The organism is Acutalibacter sp. 1XD8-36 (genome assembly GCF_009917525.1).
In the GTDB taxonomy this organism is placed as follows: domain Bacteria; phylum Bacillota; class Clostridia; order Oscillospirales; family Acutalibacteraceae; genus Acutalibacter.
The window spans coordinates 211,982-230,156 of the sequence record NZ_QZDU01000005.1 but is presented as its reverse complement, the minus strand read 5'-3'; the positions used below and the strand labels follow the sequence as shown (position 1 = coordinate 230,156).

Below are 18,175 nucleotides of genomic sequence, written 5' to 3'. Positions count from 1 at the left end.
GCGTGGCGGCGATAGCGGCTAAGCGGAGATGGCTGAAAGGGGAAATCTCTGGTGCTGAGTTAGCCGCCGCCAGTGACGCCGCTTGGGCCGCCAGAGCCGCCAGAGCCGCCAGTGACGCCGCCTGGGCCGCCGCCTGGGCCGCCAGTGACGCCGCCAGTGACGCCGCCAAGGACGCCGCCTGGGACGCCGCCTGGGCCGCCAGTGACGCCGCCTGGGCCGCCAGTGACGCCGCCAGTGACGCCGCCAAGGACGCCGCCTGGGACGCCGCTAGAGCCAAGCAAGCCGCAATCCTCCGGCTTCTGCTGACAGAATGAGAGAATTCTTTCTGGACATGACGCCGCCCACTGTGACCCATCAACAGAAGAAGGTGGCCATTATAGACGGCAGGCCCAGGTTTTATGAGCCAAAGAGGCTTAAAGTAGCCCGGGAACTGCTGGCGCTGAAGCTAAGGCCGTACCGCCCCAAGGAGCCGTATGGCTTTGGGATACGGCTCACTGTACGGTGGCAGTTTCCCCGGGGCAGGCGCAGGCCTGGGTACAAGATAACCCGTCCCGACACGGACAACCTGCAGAAGTTGCTGAAGGATGTCATGACGCAGGTGGGATTCTGGAAGGACGACGCGCTGGTGGCGGTGGAGCATGTGGAGAAGCTTTGGAGCGATAGAGCGGGGATATATGTGAAGATTGAAGAATTGGAGCAGATAGATGGAAGATAAAAAACGCGGCAGGCCTGTGATAAATTCTATTAGCAGAGAGGAGGCAGAAGATGGACCGCAAGATTTTGTTCCGTGGGAAGCAGGCAGCAACGGGAAAATGGGTGGAGTGGAGCCCCGAGGGTCTGAATAAAAATAAGGTCGACACGGATACCATAGGCCAGTACACCGGCCTGACCGACAAGAACGGCGTGAAGATTTTCGAGGGGGATATTGTTAGAGAACGCTTAAAGGGGCTGGAGGAAGCATTTCATTGCGTCTGTCTTGACTATGGTAGAGTGTTTTGGTATCAAAAAACCGCCAGGTTCCTGAGGACAGCAGCGATATTCTCTGACGACTGCCAGGAGATGACAGAATATCACGAGTATGAGGTTGTCGGCAATATATACGACAATCCCGGGTTTTTAGAGGAGGTGCCAAAATGGACACCACCGCCCGCCTGACCCAAAAATCCGGCGATTACTGCCGGGATGAATGCGGGCAGCACGCAAGCTGCAAGAGGCTGGACCATGCCAGAAGGCATAAAGACCTTTCCCTGCGGTGCAAAGATGCATTGAGGTATGAGAGGCTAAGGGAGTACGAAAATACAGGGTTTTCACCAGAGGAGATAATGGGTTTGGATACCAGGGAAGCGTATTTGAATATGGCCCGGGAGATGCGCAGGAGGGCTGAAAAGCAGGATGGAGGTGCACTTTTGTGATGGTGGATATGATGGAGGTTTGTAAAAAGGCTATTGAAAACTACGGTGTGGAATCTCAAATCATGATGGTAATGGAGGAAATGTCGGAACTGCAAAAGGAACTGTGCAAAAACTACAGGGGCAAGGAAAATAGCACTTGCATTGCTGAGGAAATCGCTGACGTAGAAATCATGCTTGAGCAGATGAAAATTCTATTTGATGTGCATGAGCAATCTAAAAAGTTCTTAGAGTTTAAGCTTCAACGGCTTATGAAGAGATTGGAGGTGGTATAGTGATTATTAATCCGTTTTGGGCCGGAGTCGGCGCGACGCTGCTGTTTGAGGCACTTGCCTTTATTGGGATAGTCTGTGTAGTGGTATGGCAGCAAAATAAGAGGTGAATTTATAATGACAGTAATAGATGAGACAATAAAAAACCTTTCCATTCTGTGGAGGCGGGGCAGAGTTGATAAAAGCGCGTCAATTCTTAAAAAATTCGCTTTCTTCGGGCTCCTACATCCTGGACCAGTGGAAAGTTAAGTGCAAAGCTAAATGTTGCGAAACAAAATTGTATGAAGATTTAATTTATCATGCGAGCTCAGGAGAGATTGTTGTAGAGAAAAATGGTGCTTTAGATGCAATAAATTCTTGGAATAAGCGAAAGTGAAGTGAGTGTATGACTAAAGACCTGCTGGAAAAATACCCCTGTATCTGTGGGGAGCTGAAGGACTTGGAACAAAAAAATAGTTTCCCAAAGCGGCGGGAGAAGCTTCAGCAGCAGAAAACGCAGATTGAAGCCTTCGCAGAAAGCTTGCCGTGGGTAAAGAGGAGGCTTGTGCTGGCGGTCATGAAGCATGGCACGCGATGGGATATAATTCGGCGGGAAATTGAAAGTCAAAAGTCAGCAGACGCTGTAAGAAAAGAATATGAAAGAATTTTCAAAAAATTTTGAAAACGTCCGCTTTGTCCGTTTTGTCCTGCTATACTGGCCTTAAGGCCAGAAAAACAGCTTTGGAGTATAAGGTTTTTCCTCCATTATGCCCCCACTGGCTTTGCTGGTGGGGGCGTTTTTTATTGGCTCCAATTAAGTGTATGAGAGGTGGCGATAGATGGCTGCAAGGCTGACGGATAAGCAGAAAAAGAAAATAATTGCTGATTACGTGCAGCTTGGCAGCTATAACGCTGTTTCAAAAATCCACGGTGTTTCAGCTACTACCGTGAAGAATGTCGTGCTCAAAAGTTCGGACTTTGTGAAAAAGTGTGAACAGAAAAAAGAGCAGAATACTGAAGATATTCTCGCCTACATGGAAAGCAAGCGCAATGTCGTGTGCGAGATATTGGGCAAGGGGCTGGATGTGCTCAACGATGAAGAAAAGCTGAAAGAGGCATCTCCAGCACAGATTACCACAGCACTCGGTACACTCATAGACAAGTGGACTGAGACGTTTGAGCGGCAGGACAAGCAGCTGACAGAGGTGGAGGATTTGACCCTGCTGGCGGAAAAGCTGAAGGAGTGAGAAATGGCACTGTGCAAAACTCAAAAAATTCCTTGGGCTGATTTCTCAGCCAAGCATAGGCGGTACATCTGCAGAGCCCTGGAAAGCCGTATCTGCGTGGCAGAGGGCGCGATACGCTCCGGCAAGACCATAGACCACTGCATTATTGCCGCCGCCCACCTTGAACGGTGCCAGGATAAGATACATCTTGCCAGCGGCTCCACAATCGGCAATGCTAAGCTAAATGTCGGTGTCTGCAACGGCTTTGGCCTGGAGGCTCTGTTCCGGGGCAGGTGCAAGTGGGGCAAGTATCGGGACAATGAGGCGCTGTTCCTTTATACCCAGACAGGTGAGAAGGTGGTGGTCTTTGCCGGAGGCGGAAAGGCTGACAGCTACAAGCGCATACTGGGCAACTCTTATGGACTGTGGCTTGCTACGGAAATTAACGAGCACTTTGACAGTGATGACAGCCGGGAGAGCTTCATAAAGGTTGCCTTTGGCCGTCAGGCCGCTGCGCTAGACCCGCTGGTGCTATGGGATTTGAACCCATGCAACCCGCACCATCGAATATACCAGGACTATATCGACCACTATAGAGAGACCGGCCTTGACGGATATCTCTATGAGCACTTTACCATTGATGACAACCTGTCGATTTCCGAAGACCGCAGAGAAGAGATAAAGGCCCAATACAACCCCAGCAGTATATGGTACAAGCGGGACATTCTGGGGGAGCGCTGTGTTGCAGAGGGTCTGGTATATCCGGACTTTGCTGAGCATACAGAGGATTTCCTGATAGATGACCCGATACGATGGGCCAAGGAAAACCATAAGCTCTTTTATAAGATAATGCTTGGGGTGGACTTTGGTGGCACTTCGTCATACACTGCCTTTAAAGCTGTCGGCATCACCAGGGACTGGATTGTGGCGGTCCTGGATGAAGAACATATAGACAGCATGGAGCTAGACCCGGACAAGTTAAACCGGCAGTTTTCTCGGTTTGTACAGAGAGTGCAGGAAACCTACGGAGCTTCTCAGACCCGGGCCGATAATGAAGAATCGGTGCTTATCCGGGGGCTTGCCAACACCGCAACTCGAAATAAACTTCAGACCAGAGTGATGAACGCCAAAAAGCTGGCAATAAACGACCGCATAAAGCTAACGAACCTGCTTATGGCAGAGAAAAGGCTGGTGGTGGCCCGTAAGTGTGAGCACATGATAGACGCATTTCAGAAAGCCGTATATGACCCTAAAAGCGTGAAAGATGTGCGTTTGGACAATGGCACAAGTGATATAGACAGCTTGGATGCTTTTGAATACTGCCTTGAGCCATGGATAAGCCAGCTTGTAGAAGGGGACCGAAGGACATACCAGCCGCTTTTTCTAAAATAAGGAGGTGACCTGCTATAAAGACCTATCAGGATTTATTGGCCTGCGGACAAGATGAAAAGGAAAGAATGGACTTTATACTGCAGGCCATAAGACAGCATAAAAGCTCCAAGAAGTACCTTTTAGCAAGGGACGCTCAACTGTACTATGAGGGCGAGAATCCCACCATTTCACGGTATGAGAAGATAATATACGACCTTCAGGGCCGGGCCCATAGAGATATGTTTACGGCAAATCACAAGATTAAGAGTCAGTTTTTTCAGTTTGTGGTGGACCAGGAGGTAAACTATCTCCTTGGCAACGGCGTAAGCTTCGGGAAAAGCGCCACAAAGAAGAAGCTTGGGAAAAAGACAGCTACCTTTGACAATCAAATCAGCCTTGCGGCGGAGTACGCCCTTGTGGGTGGAGAGGCCTTCGGCTTTTGGAATCTGGACCATATTGACGTGTTTGAGCTCACGGAATTTGTGCCATTGGAGGATGAGGAGAACGGTGCATTGTCAGCTGGGGTGCGCTTCTGGCAGATAGATGATACCAAGCCTATGCGCTGTACCCTTTATGAACTTGACGGCTACACAGAGTACATAAAGCGGCCCGCTGAGGATATGGCTGTACTCAATGAAAAGAGACCGTATATCGTTCACACTAATAAATCAGAGATTGGCAAAATGGCTATCTATACCGGGGAAAACTATCCGGACTTCCCGATTGTACCCCTGAGGAACAACCGCCGCGCTATGTCGGAACTTAGGGGCAGAAGGAATACTGTAGATGCCCTGGACCTCTGCTGCTCCAATATGGTGAACAATGTGGACGAGGGCAATCTAATTTACTGGGTGCTCACAAACTGCGGCGGGATGGACGATATGGACGAGGTGAAGTTTATTGAGCATGTAAAGACCCTCCATGTGGCCCGGGCTGACGGTGAGGAAGGAGCCTCAGCGGAGCCCCATAGTATAGAAGCCCCATTTGAGGGCACCAGCGCCACAATAGACATGCTGAACCGCAAGCTTTATGAGGATTTCCAGGCCTTCGACAGTTCGGCGGTTTCTGCAGGCAACCAGACGGCTACGGCCATAAAAGCTAGCTATGTGCCCCTTGATTTAAAGTGCGATAAGCTTGAGCGGCAGGTTACAGCCTTTATCAACGGCATACTTGAGCTTGCAGGGATTGACGACGAGCCGGTATATACACGAAATCAAATAGTGAATAAACAGGAAGAAGTGCAAACTGTCCTCATGATGGCAGGATATGTTACCAAGGAGTATATAACCCGGAAACTGCTGACTATCCTGGGGGACACGGACCAGGCCGAGCAGATTCTAAAGGAACTGGACGCAGAGGAGATAGATAGGTTTAACGGAGAGGAGGACGAGAATGGAAACAATAACCAGGATGCCACGCAGGAAGAGGTCCCGAACGTGGAGGACGCTTTGCTGGCAGCGGAGGAAGAGGTCGGCAAGACGCTGAACGGCTCTCAGACCTCCAGCCTCATTACAGTGATAAAGGGCCTTAAGAGCGGAGATATTTCTGAGGGACAGGCTGTACGGATTCTGACAACTTCCATCGGGGTGACTCGGGAGGAAGCGCTGGCGATTATAAGGGGTGAAGAATGAAGCCGGATTACGCACACCGGCTAACAGATAAGGAGCTTGCTGCTCTCTCCCAGCGCATAGCCACAGAATACAGGAAGGCTGCAAGAGAGCTCCAGGAGAAGATTGACGAATACTTTGCAAGGCTTGAGGAGCGGGACAAAAAGCAGCTCCAGCGGGTCAGGGACGGCATACTGAGCGAGCAGGAGTATAAGTTTTGGAGGCTGGCCCAGCTGGGGAGAGGGGAGAGGTTTGAGGACCTTCGGGACCGAATAGCCGAGCGGATGACTAAGGCTAACGAGGTTGCTGCAGCGTACATAAACGACAGGACGCCGGGAATTTACACCATTAACCGCAACTATGCCGCCTATACCATTGAGCAGCAGGTGGGGGCAGACGTGGGCTTTGACCTTTGGGACGAACAGACGGTAAAGCGCCTGATAGTGGAACAGCCCGACCTTATGCCCTATTACCCGCCAAAGCAGGCCGTAAAGCGCGGCATAGACCTTGCCTGGGGCAAGCGCAAAATATCCGAGCAGATTACAAGCGGTATTCTGCAAGGGGAGAGCATAAAGCAGCTTGCCGACCGGCTGCAGAAGAATATACCCATTAGGAATCGGAACAGCGCTATCCGGGCGGCTCGGACGGCGGTTACCGGGGCACAGAATGCGGGACGGCAGGAGAGCTATAGGACTGCAGTGGAAATGGGTATTAAGCTCCAAAAACAGTGGATGTCGACCCTAGACAACCGCACCAGACACAACCATGCTGACGCGGATGGACAGACGGTGGATGAAGACAAGCCATTTAATGTGGGCGGATACGAGCTTATGTACCCGGGAGACCCCAACGGTCCGGGGCATGAGATATATAACTGCAGGTGCACTATGATAGCGGTTGTGGTAAGTGTTCCTCTTGCTCTTGTGCGGCGTGCAAGGGAAAAAATAATACCCAATATGACATATCGGCAATGGGAAGAATGGAAGGCGGCGTAATATGAAAGTTGAGTTTACTGACAACAGCCCAGAATTTATAAAAGCTATGCAGGCGGCAGCTATCCGGGCGCTGGAAAAATGTGGGCTTACAGGCGAGGGCTTTGCAAAGGCTTTGTGCCCGGTAGATACCGGCAACCTTCGCAACAGCATAACCCACCAGGTGAAAAAGGAAGAGCTTGCGGCCTATATCGGCAGTGTAGCTGAATACGCGGCTTATGTGGAGCTTGGCACCGGCAAATATTATCCCGGAGGCCGCAAGGAGCCCTGGACATACCAGGACGCAAACGGCAACTGGCATATCACCAACGGTCAGAGGGCCCGGCCATATTTAAAGCCTGCGGTTGCGGACCATGTGGGGACATATAGGAGCATAATTGAGGGCGAAATGAAAGGGTAAGGAATTCTCTAAAATGGTAAAAATCGTAGTAATAACGATGACGGCATCTTTACTTGCCATGACATTTTCGGGTAGAGTTGGAGTGAAAATATTGAGGCAACTGACACTTCAAGATTTGGATGAGCATTTCTTGTTATGCGTTTTTACATGTACTATACTCGGGTTATTGTTCATTGCTGGGTTATGCGGGTTCTTTCTCTGGCCGATGTGCTATGGGATAGAGTGGGTGTTTAACTTGATATAGAGTATCTATGAATGAAAAAGGGAAAAGTGCACCGATGCAGAAATACGTGTTGACAGATAACGATGTAAAGACCGCTGAAGCCATTTTATCAAAAGGAGACCGCGTTGAACTTATACCAGTAAAAAATGGCGTGAAGATAATACGAGTGAGGAGAGAGGAGGTGAAAAAATGAATGCTTTAGAAACACTTCTTTCTCTTAAAGGAAAAGATATTGAGGTGTGCAAGATTGAATCGGGCAAAATCCTTGTTGAGTATAGGGGTAGTGAAGTTAAAGAAGGAATGTTTCTTGTAAGCTGCTATGGTGTCGGAAAAACATTTTATGAGGCTTGCGAGGATTATTTAAACAAACTCCACGGCAAAATACTTGTTTTTGGTGCCGGAACATCCAGAAGAGAAGAAGTTAGAGTTTTATAAAATCCATTTTTGGCATTGACAAACGTGTCAGTGTAACGACCGAGCGTGGTCAATTCGAGGGTAACTCCTTCGGATTGACCATCTTTGCATTTTATAAGGTAAATACTGCGGAGAAAAGCAGAATTTATAAATCTATCACGGGCAAAGCAAAGCCCCGAAGCAAAGGAGATAGTTATGGCACTAAGCAGAAAAATGCTCAAGGCAATGGGCGTTGAAGACGAGAAAATAGACCAGATAATCGAGGCTCATACCGAGACTGTAGACAGTCTCAAGGAGCAAGTGTCGGCTTATAAGGCCGATGCCGGAAAAGCGGGGGAGCTTCAAAAGCAGCTGGAGCAGGCCCATACAGACCTTGCCGCCGCCCAGCAGGACGGATGGAAGGACAAGCACGACAAAGTCAAAAAGGAGTTTGACGAGTACAAGAGCGGCGTTGCCGCAAAGGAGGCACAGATGGCGAAGGAGCAGGCTGTCAGGGCTTATTTTGAGAGTAAGAACATTACAGGCAGCGCTCTTGATATTGCCATGCGGGGAAGCTCTGAGGAAATCTCTGGAGCCGAGCTGGATGATAAGGGCAAGCTCAAAAGCACAGAAACACTGGACGCGCTTATCTCCGGCACATTTTCCGGGCTTGTGGGCAAGACCGAGACCCATGGGGCAAACACCGCCCATCCTCCGGCGAATAACGGCGGCAAGCTCACAAGGGACGACATCTACAAAAAGGACGACAAGGGGCGCTATGTGATGGGCACCGGCGAAAGACAAAAGGCGCTGGAGCAAATCATGAGCGAGCAGACTTAACACAGAAAGGATGAAAATTATGGCAGTAAAAGAAAATGTAACTATACAGGGGCAGTTTACAGTTGCGGCGCGGGAAACGGATTTTGTAACTCGTTTTGGGGATAACTGGAATGCGCTGCGCACCATTATGGGCATTATGCGCCCTATACGCAAGGCCCCAGGCACTAAGCTCGTATCCTACAAGGCCGAGGTTGACGGCACGCTTCAGGGCGGCATTACTGTGGAGGAAGGCGACGAGATACCCTTCACCAAGATGAAGGTATCGCCGGTAAGCTATGCGGATATCCAGGTTGCAAAGTATGCAAAGAGCGTCACTATTGAGTCCGTGTCTAAATATGGCGCGGATGTAGCGGTTGAGAAGACCGACGACGCATTCCTGATAGCTTTACAAAACAAGGTGCTGGCTGATTTTTATACATTCCTGAGTACCGGCACTCTCAAGAGGACAGAGAGTACCTGGCAGCGGGCCCTTGCCATGGCTAAGGGCGCGGTGCTAGACAAGTTCGCGAGTATGGACAAGGATGTTACGGAGGTTGTTGGCTTTGCCAATATACTGGACGCCTACAACTATCTGGGCGATAAGGATATCTCAATACAGACGGCTTTTGGCCTCACCTACATAGAAAATTTCCTGGGTTACCGCACCTTATTCCTGCTGCCCGAGAAGTATATTGTCTCCGGCAGAGTGATTGCGCTGCCGGTTGAGAACATCGACCTGTACTATGTAGACCCTGGCGACAGCGAGTTTGCAAGGCTGGGCCTTAACTACACCGTAGAGGGGGAGACAAACCTGATAGGCGTACACGTTGAGGGAGACTACAGCCGCGCTACTGGAGATATGTACGCCATTATGGGCATGACGCTGTGGGCAGAGTACCTGGACGGCATTGCCATTGTGACAGTAGGCTCTGGCACGGAGGCGTCCCAGACTGCCGAGCCAACACCACAAGGTGACAAGCCCGCACCACAAGATGGGGAGCCCGCACCAGCAAAGGCAGCCGCAAAATCTAAGTAAGGAGAGAAAAATGCTTGAACAGGTATTGACAGAGCTTCACAACTGGTTTCAGGTTGGGGTATATCCCGATGAATACACTATTTCCGGCGGAGAACTGCAGCTGCCGTTCCTTCAGGAGGGACAGTATTTCAGAATCCTTGGGAGCGTTTTTAACGACGGACTGCACCAGTATGGGCCCGGTATGGAGGTCCTTGCAGACGAGACCTTTTTAGGCTCAGTATGGGCTTTGGCTGTACCCACGGCTATTGTGGAGCTGGCTTCGGAGATAGCAGCATGGCAAAAGAAGTATGCAGAGCGGGCGGCAAGCCCATATACCTCGGAGAGTTTTGGCGGTTACAGCTATACCAAGGCAGATGGCGCCAGCGGCAGTTCCGGCGGTTGGCAGGCGGCGTTTCGGAGTCGGCTGAATCAATATAGAAAGCTGAGGGAGATATGAGATGAGCCTTTTACAGGAGTATATGGAACCATGCAGGTTGATTGAAAAAAGGCGCGTCCCGGACGGCGAGAGCGGTTTTACTACCAACTGGACAGACGGTGCAGAGTTCAGCGCTGCCGTGGTCTGCAACCAATCCATGCAGGCCCGCATTGCCGAAAAGCAGGGAGTCACCAGTCTTTATACGGTTACCTGTAATCCAAACGCTCTGCTGGAGTATCACGATGTGTTCAGGAGGCTAAGGGATGGCAAAGTTTTTCGGGTTACCAGCGATGGGGACGATATACAGACTCCGAAGTCTGCCACGTTCCAGTTTTCCCAGGTGACTGCGGAGGAATGGGAGCTGCCGAGATGACGAAAGCAGCTGCCATTCATCAGTTTTTCTCTTCTTTTGGTCTGATGGCCTATACCACTACAAGCGTCCCCGAAGACGCGGTATTTCCATATCTCACCTATGAGCTTATAACTAGCGCTTGGGAGGAGGGAGACGTTGGGCTAACTGTCAATCTCTGGTATCACACCGAAAGCGAGGCTGTACCCAACGCCAAGGCCCAGGAGATGAGCGAGAGGATTGGCAGGGCAGGATGTGTGGTGGGTTGCGATGGGGGGTATATTCGCTTGATGAGGGGCTCGCCCTGGTGCCAATCGCTGAAGGATGAGGCAGACGACGCTATTAAACGGAGATATATAAACATAACAGCACAATATTTTACTGAGAACTGAAAGGAGATAGAAATGGCAAAATTTACCAAGATGAATCCAAGTGACTTTAAGCATATGACTTGGGACGCAGGTATCATTCTGGGCACCTTTACCCCGGAGACTGGCGAATTTGACCCGATGGATATACGCTGGGCGACCACTGGAAGCAACAGTTTTTCCGCAACCCGGGACTTGACTGATATGGGAGCTGAAATCAATAACTGCCCTGAGAACGCTATGCAGCTGCAAAAAGCCCAGGCCTGGCAGGCAAGCCTTAGCGGTACGGCGGTAACAGTAACAGCGAAAGACTTGAAAATGTTATTGGCTAACGCGGATATTGAGGAAATAAGCTCCGTGCTAAAGAAGATAGTGCCCCGTGCGGACCTGCTTGTTACCGACTTCCACGACTCGTGGCTGGTGTTCAATTACTCTGAGCTTAACGGTGAAAAAAATGGCGGCTTCTGCGCCATACACATTATGAACGCACTGTCAGTGGACGGTTTTTCTGGCACGCTGGACAAGAACAAAAATGGACAATTCCCATTTAGCTTTAAGGCCTTCTATGATATGGCTGATATGGATAGAGTTCCCTTTGAGATTTACATAAGAGAGGGCGAGGCAGAGCCTACAGAGGAAATAACTACACCTGATAACGATGGGGAGGAGACGGCATGAAACTTTCGGAGTTTAAGGATGAAAAGGCAATAGAGGTAGTGGCGGCACTGCTGGGGCCGATATCGAAAATTTCCGCGAATCCCAGTAATCAAAAGGCCAGAAGCGAGGGCAAAAATGCTGTGGCTTTCGCACAGGCCATATTGAAAAACAATGCAGCCGATGTGAAAGACATGTTGGCCATATTGAATGGTGAAGACCCCAAGAACTACCACTGTACAGCGGGAACTTTGATAAAAGATGTCTTTACTATGGCCTCTGACCCGGATCTGATGGCCCTTTTTGGATTTCAGAGCAAGATACCGCCCTCGTCTGGCTCTGCATTGGAGAATACCAAGGGCCAAAGCAAGTAAGACCGTTAATCAGCTATTGTTCAGCCCGCTTGGAGCGTTCCCTGATAGAGCGCTCTTACAGGACATATATGACCGACAGCATGAAGCTCCTGCTTGAAAACACGGCGGTGCCCGCGGCTTACTGCACTAAGGGGCAGGAAGGCAAAGCGGTAAGCATTCGGTGGACAGAAGCCATAAAGCCCAGGCCTGAGAAGGAGAAGACCGGCGGGGAAATTGTGGCTGAGGTGGTAGAAAAAGGCGGGCTTGTACCGGTATTTAAGCATAAAGCATAGGGAGGTGAGAAGTCAGTGGATGTATTTGACCTGTTTGCAAAAATAAGCCTTGACACAAGTGAATATGACAGAGGGCTTGAGGGCGCAAGGCAGCGGACATCTACCGCCTTTGACGGCATACAGAGGGCCGGGCAGAGTATGTCCTCCCTGGGGTCGACCCTTACCCAAAATGTTAGCCTGCCCATTGTAGCGGTGGGCAAGCATGTCCTTGATACCGCCGCTAACTTCCAGGCCGGCATGAGTGAGGTACAGGCTATCACTGGTGCTACAGGGGAGGAGATGGTCCAGCTGAAAGAGACCGGCCTCGATATGGCGGCAAAGACGAAGTTCTCGACCGCTGAGGTAGCCGAGGCCTATAAGTATATGGGCATGGCTAGCTGGGATGCCGGGCAGATGGTAGACGGACTCTCAGGTATCATGTACTTAGCTGGAGCTAGCGGCGAAGACCTGGCAGCTACATCAGACATTGTTACCGACGCATTGACTGCGTTTGGCATGGAGGCTGGAGAGAGCGGCAGGTTTGCCGATGTGCTCGCTGCGGCTTCTGTGAATGCAAACACTAATGTTGGTATGCTGGGCGAGTCGTTTAAGTATGTGGCACCATTGGCGGGCTCTCTGAATTATTCTGTAGAAGATGTGGCTATAGCCTTGGGGCTGATGGCTAATTCCGGTATCAAAGCTGGCTCTGCCGGAGCACAGTTAAGAAATATTATAACAAACCTTTCTAAACCTACAGAAACAATGAAGTGGGCAATGGAGGCGCTGGGTGTAAGTTTAGAAGACGATGAAGGAAATATGTACTCCTTGATGGAGGTCATGCAGCAATTACGTGTGGGTTTCGGAGAAGGGCACTTAAGTGCTGATGAATTCACCGAAGGAATGAATGACCTTCAGGCTCAGTTAGACGAAGGACAAATAACTTTACCACAATATGAAGATGGCGTAAAAAAACTTGCTATTGCTATGTATGGCGCAGAAGGGGCTCAAAAAGCCGAAATTGCAGCAACTCTTGCTGGTAAGGAAAGCATGGCAGGCCTTCTCGCCGTGGTGGGGGCTGCACCTGGGGATTTTGAAAAGCTGACAGGTGCTGTGTACGGCTCAAATGGAGCCGCCGAGGATATGTACAACGTGATGAACGACAACGCGAACGGCGCGGTGACACGGCTTTTTTCCGCTATTGACGTTCTCTCCGAGTCCTTGGGTGAATTTCTTATCCCAGCTTTCACCGCTACTGTAGAGGGGATAACGAATGTTGTCAACTGGTTTAACAGCCTTGACGACGGCACGAAGCAGACTATACTTGCTATTTTAGGCGTGGTAGCTGTGGTCGGGCCGCTTCTGTCCGGGCTGGGCAGCATTATCAGCGGCGCGGCGGCAGTTGGTACGGCAATTTCAGCTCTTGGCGGCGTGTTCACGTTCCTTACAAGCCCAATCGGGCTGATAATCGCTGCAATAGCGGCTCTGGTGGGAGGCTTCATCTATCTCTGGAACACCAGCGAAGGCTTCCGAGAGTTCTGGATAGGGCTCTGGGACGGCCTATGCAACATCGTTCAAGGGGCCTGGGAAGCTATCAGCGGTTTCTTTGGAGGCATTGGCGACGCTATCGGCGGTCTTTGGGACCGGCTTACCGGCAAGCAGGATGAGAGCCTGGAACATATGGAGACAAGCCTGGACACGTCCTTCAACAATATGGAGTCCACTACAGAGAGCGCCTGGGGCAATATGGAGGGTCAGATTGACGGCTCCCTGAGCGCTATGGTGAATCTTGCGGACACGGCGACAGGCAGTATAGAGAGCTCGGTAGATACCGCCTGGGGCAATGCAAACAGCAGTACCGCGCTGAATTGGGGCGGGATGGAAAACCAGGTCGTGGGGTCGCTTAACACCATGTCCGGGACTACCTCCGGAGCTATGGCGGGGATGAGCGGCGATATAGATTCTGGCTGGCTTCAGGCGTATAACAGTACGCAAGCCAACTGGGGAGGCATGGAGGGGCAGGTCACTGGCTCACTTAATATGATGTCAACTCAGACCGAGGGTGTTACTACGGATATATCCGGGTACATAGACACTGCCTGGAATAATTCCAGCAGGAGCACAGATGAGAACTGGAACAACATGGTGAATATCACCGATATAATGTCTAATCGGGCATTAACTGCCGTTGACACCAACTTCGGCAAAATGGAGGGTACTGTAGTAGGCAACCTCAATAACGCCAAAACCGCGGCGGGCCGTGTGGATTTTGCCCCCATCGGCTCGGCTGCTGTGGACGGAATGTCGGACGCTGCCAGAAGCAGGGCCTCCGCGCTTGCCGATACCATGGTAAACGCGGCAATGGGAGCATTTAACGCTGCTAAAGCGGCTCTGCAAATTAACTCGCCCTCAAAGCGGGGCTACTGGCTGTGGGAGATGGTTATGGACGGCGGCGAGTTGGCTGTGGATGAGAATGCCTATAAGTGGTCTGACGCAATGACAGCGGCCAGTGAAGGGGCATTGAAGGCCATAAGTACCACTACCGGAGATTTTGACATGGGGATTACTCCCGCCCCCATCGACTTTACCGCCTATGCCCGCTCTTACAACCCATCCGAAAGTGCCGCAAATCCCAACTCCACTTCAGCCCCCGGCAACACCGTCGTCAACATTTACTCCCCCAAGGCCGTTGACCCAATAGAGGCAGCGAGGGAGTGGAGGAAGACTACACAGCAGCTTGCAATGGGCTTTTAGGAGGGCGGTATGATAAAAGAGATAACGATAACTTCCCTCACCGGGAGGGGCTCGGTGACTATGAGAGACAGGGACTATAAAGGCTACTGGCTAGGCCCGGTGGACTGGGGAGGAGTGCAGGGTACACACCAGACCTACAGTTTTCCCGACCAGGTGGGGGAGAGTATAGCTTCAACTACCGTCGAAAAGCGGGCGCTTTCTGTCACTGGCTGGGTAGTGGATGGCGGCACAAAAGACCTGCAGCTTAGATGTGATTTTCTTAACAGCTTTTTCTCCCCGGTGGAGGACTATACCCTGGAGTACCAAGGAAAAAAACTACAATTCAGGCCGGACAGCTCCATAAGGTACAGCCCGGAGTACATAAAAAATAATGAAAAGGTAAGGCGGTTTCTTCTGCAGGCCACTTGCGCCTATCCGCTGTTTACCGACCAATCAGACACCGCCGCAGCCTTTGACAGCACCGGCAAGCTTTTCCGCTTTCCCAACAGCTTCGGCAGGGAGGCCCCGGTGGTGTTCGGAACCCGTAGCACCACCTATTCGGTGGAGGTCAATAACCCAGGTGGATTTGCAACCTGGATAACGGCGAAGTTTACCTTCTCCGGAGTGGTAGAGGACCCTCAGATAAAGAATCTGACGACCGGGGAGGTGCTGGGGGTGAACAGGCGGTTTACCAGAGGCGAAGTGCTGGAGCTGAGCACAAAGGACGGCTCAAAATATATGCGCCTAACGACTGCAGAAGGAATCCGCGAGAATATCTTGAAAAACTGGGACTTTAGGACCGACTGGCTCCAGCTTGCCCCTGGGCGCAATATGCTTGCGCTGGGCTGCAAGGATTTGGAGCAGCGTGCAAATATGTCTGTGGCGGTGTACTTTACGCCGCTGTATCTGGAGGTGGAATAATATGTCAGTACTGAAAATGGGCGTCTATACGCCGGGGCTGGAGCTTATAGGCATAATGGACAGCTTTCAGTCCCTGATGTTTCAGGAGCAGGCATTCGCCGCCGGAAGCTTCACTGTGGCTTGTCCCATCACCAAGCAGGTGAGGAGCCTTCTTGCAAAGGAAAATATCATATGGTTTCAGGATGGGACAGCGGGTATCATTGAGTATATCTTCGAGCGGCAGGACCAGGCCGGGCCGTACATAACTGCAAAGGGGCGGCTCCTTGCGGGTATTTTAGACCGCCGTATCTTATGGGGGCGCTATGATATGTCAGGCACGCCCCAGAGCATTATGTGCAGGCTGGTGGACTCCTGCGCGGTTACACCCGCAGACCCAGAAAGGGTAATACCGGGCCTCAGCATAGAGCCCCCTGTGACGGTGGGGCCAGATAATATCCGCAAGCAGAAGACCGGCGGCAGCCTCCTTGAAACCCTCATAGAGCTGGGCGAGGCCTACAATGTAGCCTTTGGCGTGCGCTTCGACCCAGCGGGGCCCGGTATGGTCTTCTGGACGCGCCCGGGCCTTGACAGGACTATGTCCCAGAGCGAAAATGACCCGGTGTTCTTTTCCACTGAGCTTGACGACGTGCTGCAGAGCGAGTACACCTATGACAGCAGCGACTTCCGCAACGTGACCCTTGTAGCTGGAGAGGGCGAGGGCGACGACCGCGTTATGGTGACAGTAAACGGTGAAACGCCCGAGAGCGGTGGGGACCTGGCGAGAGTGGGCTTTGCCCGGGTGGGCGCGGCCCGCATTGCATAGAAAGGAGAACGGAAAATGCCTTATACACCGACCATATGGAAGGACGGCGATTTGATAACCGCCGATAGGATAAACAGGCTGGAAAACGGTCTTGCAGATATTCCCAAAGGCGATACAGGCCCTATAGGACCACAGGGGCCAATAGGCAAGACTGGACCCCAGGGACCAGAGGGTCCGAGAGGCCCAAAGGGTGACACTGGGCCAGCGGGCCCGACAGGTGCTGCAGGGCCGGTGGGCCCCATAGGACCGGCAGGACCCCAGGGTGAACAGGGGCCGCCCGGGCCGGAGGGACCCCGGGGGCCTGAGGGTCCGGCGGGTGGCGTGTCCATGGATGAAGTGAACGAGGCTATCAGGGCCGCAATACTGGACAGTTGGGAGGGGAGCTACTGATGAGTGTGCAGGAGGAAAAGCTGGCTGCTATTGCCGACGCTATAAGGGAGAAGGAGGGGAGTACTGAGCCCATACCCGCAGGGGAGTTTGCGGAGAGGATTCTGGCGCTGCCCAGCAGCAGTCTGCCGGAGGGGGTGCGGACTATCACGGTGACATCCAGTGACCCGGAAATGGGAACCGTTAGCGGGGGTGGGGTCGCTAGTGATGGGATGATGGTGCAAGTTAGCGCAAACCCTGGTGCAAGCTATAATTTCCAGAAGTGGATGGAAGATGGAATCACTGTTAGTATTGATATTCAATATGAATTTATGGTGCAGAGAGATAGAGAACTTGAAGCAAAGTTTTCTGAATGGCAATATGTGATGGGAAGGAATTGGTGGCCGTATACTCTTCCGCGTAGTGCTATGTGGAATAATTTGATATATGGCAATGGCGTTTTCATTGCAAATTATTACTCTGAAATTTTTTTGAGTAATGATGGGAAAACATGGAGCCGCGGCAGTTTAGGTGGCAATGGAACCGGTGGTGCTTGTTATGGGAATGGACGGTTTGTGTTTTTACAAAATAGCTCGAATAATTCAGATATGTTTTATAGCGATGATGGAATAAATTGGGAAACAGGAAACATGCCGAATGCCAGAAATTGGTTTTCAGTAACTTATGGGAATGGTAAATTTGTGGCATTTGCACCTGACATGTTTGCCGCGTACAGTGAAGATGGAAAAGATTGGATAGAGATAAATGTTCCTATAGAAGCTAATTATGGAGCGACATACGCAAATGGAAAGTTTGTTATACTGGGGTGGGAAACATTATTTTTTTCAACGAATGGTATAGATTGGGAAAAAGGTATAAACCCTCTATATCAAAGTAATGGTATAGCAGGAGGAAATGGAGTATTTATAATTGTTCCAGCCTCTGGCAATAGCGTATATAGGAGTAGTAATTTGTATGACTGGGAAGAAGTACCGTTACCATTATCCGGATCGCATAGCTGGAATGGTAATTCGTTTGGGAGCGGTAAATTTATACTTATGACAAATTCCGGAAATATTTTCTTTAGTTCAGATGGTATTAACTGGATTAAAAGCAACTTATCAAACAGTATATATTGGAGAAAATTATGTTGCGGAGATAACATAGCTGTCGCATTAGCTGAACAATCAGGGGCGTACAGTTACAATGCCTAAAGAA

Annotated in this window: 26 protein-coding genes; 25 read left to right on the top strand and 1 reads right to left on the bottom strand. The window is 51.0% G+C overall.

Annotated elements, in window-relative coordinates; genetic code table 11:
- The coding region (locus tag D5270_RS10355; protein ID WP_207709354.1) for a hypothetical protein at positions 1-277 on the bottom strand (277 nt) is incomplete at its 3' end.
- A 33-nt stretch (positions 278-310) separates the two neighbouring features.
- Here D5270_RS10355 and D5270_RS10350 point away from each other — a divergent pair.
- From D5270_RS10350 to D5270_RS10230, 25 genes are all read left to right on the top strand, one after another.
- Entirely contained in the window at positions 311-715 is a 405-nt protein-coding gene (locus D5270_RS10350) for a RusA family crossover junction endodeoxyribonuclease (RefSeq protein ID WP_166544037.1), read from the top strand.
- A gap of 50 nt (positions 716-765) precedes the next feature.
- A complete protein-coding gene (locus D5270_RS10345; RefSeq protein WP_166544036.1) occupies positions 766-1,155 on the top strand; it encodes a YopX family protein in 390 nt (129 codons plus the stop codon).
- Positions 1,134-1,412, top strand: a complete 279-nt coding sequence (locus D5270_RS10340; protein WP_166544035.1) for a hypothetical protein — start codon at positions 1,134-1,136, stop codon at positions 1,410-1,412. Before D5270_RS10345 ends, D5270_RS10340 begins: the two co-directional genes overlap by 22 nt.
- Positions 1,412-1,684 (top strand): hypothetical protein, encoded by a 273-nt coding sequence (locus D5270_RS10335; protein WP_166544042.1) that lies wholly within the window; start codon positions 1,412-1,414, stop codon positions 1,682-1,684. The genes D5270_RS10340 and D5270_RS10335 overlap by 1 nt, the downstream gene beginning before the upstream one ends.
- Positions 1,685-2,066: 382 nt before the next feature.
- Positions 2,067-2,342: a hypothetical protein gene (locus D5270_RS10330; protein WP_166544034.1), complete on the top strand. Its 276-nt coding sequence runs from the start codon at positions 2,067-2,069 to the stop codon at positions 2,340-2,342.
- A 157-nt stretch (positions 2,343-2,499) separates the two neighbouring features.
- Positions 2,500-2,907, top strand: a complete 408-nt coding sequence (locus D5270_RS10325; protein ID WP_166544033.1) for a helix-turn-helix domain-containing protein — start codon at positions 2,500-2,502, stop codon at positions 2,905-2,907.
- 3 nt (positions 2,908-2,910) lie between these two features.
- A complete protein-coding gene (locus tag D5270_RS10320; RefSeq protein WP_166544032.1) occupies positions 2,911-4,278 on the top strand; it encodes a PBSX family phage terminase large subunit in 1,368 nt (455 codons plus the stop codon).
- A gap of 65 nt (positions 4,279-4,343) precedes the next feature.
- On the top strand, positions 4,344-5,888 hold the full coding sequence (locus D5270_RS10315) for a phage portal protein (protein ID WP_166544031.1): 1,545 nt from the start codon (positions 4,344-4,346) through the stop codon (positions 5,886-5,888).
- Positions 5,885-6,859, top strand: coding sequence for a phage head morphogenesis protein (locus tag D5270_RS10310; protein ID WP_166544030.1), 975 nt, complete (start codon positions 5,885-5,887; stop codon positions 6,857-6,859). Before D5270_RS10315 ends, D5270_RS10310 begins: the two co-directional genes overlap by 4 nt.
- 1 nt (position 6,860) lies before the next feature.
- On the top strand, positions 6,861-7,256 hold the full coding sequence (locus D5270_RS10305; protein WP_166544029.1) for an HK97 gp10 family phage protein: 396 nt from the start codon (positions 6,861-6,863) through the stop codon (positions 7,254-7,256).
- A 251-nt stretch (positions 7,257-7,507) separates the two neighbouring features.
- Positions 7,508-7,672: a hypothetical protein gene (locus D5270_RS10300; protein ID WP_166544028.1), complete on the top strand. Its 165-nt coding sequence runs from the start codon at positions 7,508-7,510 to the stop codon at positions 7,670-7,672.
- Positions 7,669-7,914 (top strand): hypothetical protein, encoded by a 246-nt coding sequence (locus D5270_RS10295; RefSeq protein WP_166544027.1) that lies wholly within the window; start codon positions 7,669-7,671, stop codon positions 7,912-7,914. Before D5270_RS10300 ends, D5270_RS10295 begins: the two co-directional genes overlap by 4 nt.
- A 174-nt stretch (positions 7,915-8,088) precedes the next feature.
- Entirely contained in the window at positions 8,089-8,712 is a 624-nt protein-coding gene (locus D5270_RS10290; protein ID WP_166544026.1) for a phage scaffolding protein, read from the top strand.
- A gap of 19 nt (positions 8,713-8,731) precedes the next feature.
- On the top strand, positions 8,732-9,727 hold the full coding sequence (locus D5270_RS10285; RefSeq protein WP_207709352.1) for a hypothetical protein: 996 nt from the start codon (positions 8,732-8,734) through the stop codon (positions 9,725-9,727).
- Positions 9,728-9,737: 10 nt separating this feature from the next.
- Positions 9,738-10,163: a hypothetical protein gene (locus tag D5270_RS10280; RefSeq protein WP_166544025.1), complete on the top strand. Its 426-nt coding sequence runs from the start codon at positions 9,738-9,740 to the stop codon at positions 10,161-10,163.
- Position 10,164: 1 nt separating this feature from the next.
- Complete coding sequence (locus D5270_RS10275; protein ID WP_166544024.1) at positions 10,165-10,515, top strand: head-tail adaptor protein; 351 nt, start codon at positions 10,165-10,167, stop codon at positions 10,513-10,515.
- Positions 10,512-10,883: a hypothetical protein gene (locus D5270_RS10270; RefSeq protein WP_166544023.1), complete on the top strand. Its 372-nt coding sequence runs from the start codon at positions 10,512-10,514 to the stop codon at positions 10,881-10,883. Before D5270_RS10275 ends, D5270_RS10270 begins: the two co-directional genes overlap by 4 nt.
- A gap of 12 nt (positions 10,884-10,895) precedes the next feature.
- The gene (locus D5270_RS10265) at positions 10,896-11,537 is read left to right on the top strand and encodes a hypothetical protein (RefSeq protein WP_166544022.1); all 642 of its coding nucleotides are present in this window, start codon (positions 10,896-10,898) and stop codon (positions 11,535-11,537) included.
- Complete coding sequence (locus tag D5270_RS10260; protein WP_166544021.1) at positions 11,534-11,887, top strand: hypothetical protein; 354 nt, start codon at positions 11,534-11,536, stop codon at positions 11,885-11,887. The genes D5270_RS10265 and D5270_RS10260 overlap by 4 nt, the downstream gene beginning before the upstream one ends.
- 29 nt (positions 11,888-11,916) lie before the next feature.
- A complete protein-coding gene (locus D5270_RS10255) occupies positions 11,917-12,159 on the top strand; it encodes a hypothetical protein (RefSeq protein WP_166544020.1) in 243 nt (80 codons plus the stop codon).
- Positions 12,160-12,174: 15 nt separating this feature from the next.
- Complete coding sequence (locus D5270_RS10250) at positions 12,175-14,889, top strand: phage tail tape measure protein (protein ID WP_166544019.1); 2,715 nt, start codon at positions 12,175-12,177, stop codon at positions 14,887-14,889.
- 9 nt (positions 14,890-14,898) lie between these two features.
- Positions 14,899-15,789, top strand: a complete 891-nt coding sequence (locus tag D5270_RS10245; RefSeq protein ID WP_166544018.1) for a phage distal tail protein — start codon at positions 14,899-14,901, stop codon at positions 15,787-15,789.
- A gap of 1 nt (position 15,790) precedes the next feature.
- The gene (locus D5270_RS10240) at positions 15,791-16,591 is read left to right on the top strand and encodes a siphovirus ReqiPepy6 Gp37-like family protein (RefSeq protein ID WP_166544017.1); all 801 of its coding nucleotides are present in this window, start codon (positions 15,791-15,793) and stop codon (positions 16,589-16,591) included.
- Positions 16,592-16,606: 15 nt separating this feature from the next.
- On the top strand, positions 16,607-16,981 hold the full coding sequence (locus D5270_RS17045; RefSeq protein ID WP_166544016.1) for a collagen-like protein: 375 nt from the start codon (positions 16,607-16,609) through the stop codon (positions 16,979-16,981).
- Positions 16,981-18,171 carry an InlB B-repeat-containing protein gene (locus D5270_RS10230; RefSeq protein WP_166544015.1) on the top strand — a complete coding sequence of 397 codons (1,191 nt, stop codon included), beginning with the start codon at positions 16,981-16,983 and terminating at the stop codon, positions 18,169-18,171. Before D5270_RS17045 ends, D5270_RS10230 begins: the two co-directional genes overlap by 1 nt.
- Positions 18,172-18,175 lie beyond the last annotated feature (4 nt).

Bases quoted from the DNA above. Each gene is read 5' to 3' on its own strand.
- D5270_RS10350 (WP_166544037.1), top strand. From the start codon at position 311: ATGAGAGAATTCTTTCTGGACATGACGCCGCCCACTGTGACCCATCAA.
- D5270_RS10345 (WP_166544036.1), top strand. From the start codon at position 766: ATGGACCGCAAGATTTTGTTCCGTGGGAAGCAGGCAGCAACGGGAAAA.
- D5270_RS10340 (WP_166544035.1), top strand. From the start codon at position 1,134: ATGGACACCACCGCCCGCCTGACCCAAAAATCCGGCGATTACTGCCGG.
- D5270_RS10335 (WP_166544042.1), top strand. From the start codon at position 1,412: ATGGTGGATATGATGGAGGTTTGTAAAAAGGCTATTGAAAACTACGGT.
- D5270_RS10330 (WP_166544034.1), top strand. From the start codon at position 2,067: ATGACTAAAGACCTGCTGGAAAAATACCCCTGTATCTGTGGGGAGCTG.
- D5270_RS10325 (WP_166544033.1), top strand. From the start codon at position 2,500: ATGGCTGCAAGGCTGACGGATAAGCAGAAAAAGAAAATAATTGCTGAT.
- D5270_RS10320 (WP_166544032.1), top strand. From the start codon at position 2,911: ATGGCACTGTGCAAAACTCAAAAAATTCCTTGGGCTGATTTCTCAGCC.
- D5270_RS10315 (WP_166544031.1), top strand. From the start codon at position 4,344: ATGGACTTTATACTGCAGGCCATAAGACAGCATAAAAGCTCCAAGAAG.
- D5270_RS10310 (WP_166544030.1), top strand. From the start codon at position 5,885: ATGAAGCCGGATTACGCACACCGGCTAACAGATAAGGAGCTTGCTGCT.
- D5270_RS10305 (WP_166544029.1), top strand. From the start codon at position 6,861: ATGAAAGTTGAGTTTACTGACAACAGCCCAGAATTTATAAAAGCTATG.
- D5270_RS10300 (WP_166544028.1), top strand. From the start codon at position 7,508: ATGAATGAAAAAGGGAAAAGTGCACCGATGCAGAAATACGTGTTGACA.
- D5270_RS10295 (WP_166544027.1), top strand. From the start codon at position 7,669: ATGAATGCTTTAGAAACACTTCTTTCTCTTAAAGGAAAAGATATTGAG.
- D5270_RS10290 (WP_166544026.1), top strand. From the start codon at position 8,089: ATGGCACTAAGCAGAAAAATGCTCAAGGCAATGGGCGTTGAAGACGAG.
- D5270_RS10285 (WP_207709352.1), top strand. From the start codon at position 8,732: ATGGCAGTAAAAGAAAATGTAACTATACAGGGGCAGTTTACAGTTGCG.
- D5270_RS10280 (WP_166544025.1), top strand. From the start codon at position 9,738: ATGCTTGAACAGGTATTGACAGAGCTTCACAACTGGTTTCAGGTTGGG.
- D5270_RS10275 (WP_166544024.1), top strand. From the start codon at position 10,165: ATGAGCCTTTTACAGGAGTATATGGAACCATGCAGGTTGATTGAAAAA.
- D5270_RS10270 (WP_166544023.1), top strand. From the start codon at position 10,512: ATGACGAAAGCAGCTGCCATTCATCAGTTTTTCTCTTCTTTTGGTCTG.
- D5270_RS10265 (WP_166544022.1), top strand. From the start codon at position 10,896: ATGGCAAAATTTACCAAGATGAATCCAAGTGACTTTAAGCATATGACT.
- D5270_RS10260 (WP_166544021.1), top strand. From the start codon at position 11,534: ATGAAACTTTCGGAGTTTAAGGATGAAAAGGCAATAGAGGTAGTGGCG.
- D5270_RS10245 (WP_166544018.1), top strand. From the start codon at position 14,899: ATGATAAAAGAGATAACGATAACTTCCCTCACCGGGAGGGGCTCGGTG.
- D5270_RS10240 (WP_166544017.1), top strand. From the start codon at position 15,791: ATGTCAGTACTGAAAATGGGCGTCTATACGCCGGGGCTGGAGCTTATA.
- D5270_RS17045 (WP_166544016.1), top strand. From the start codon at position 16,607: ATGCCTTATACACCGACCATATGGAAGGACGGCGATTTGATAACCGCC.
- D5270_RS10230 (WP_166544015.1), top strand. From the start codon at position 16,981: ATGAGTGTGCAGGAGGAAAAGCTGGCTGCTATTGCCGACGCTATAAGG.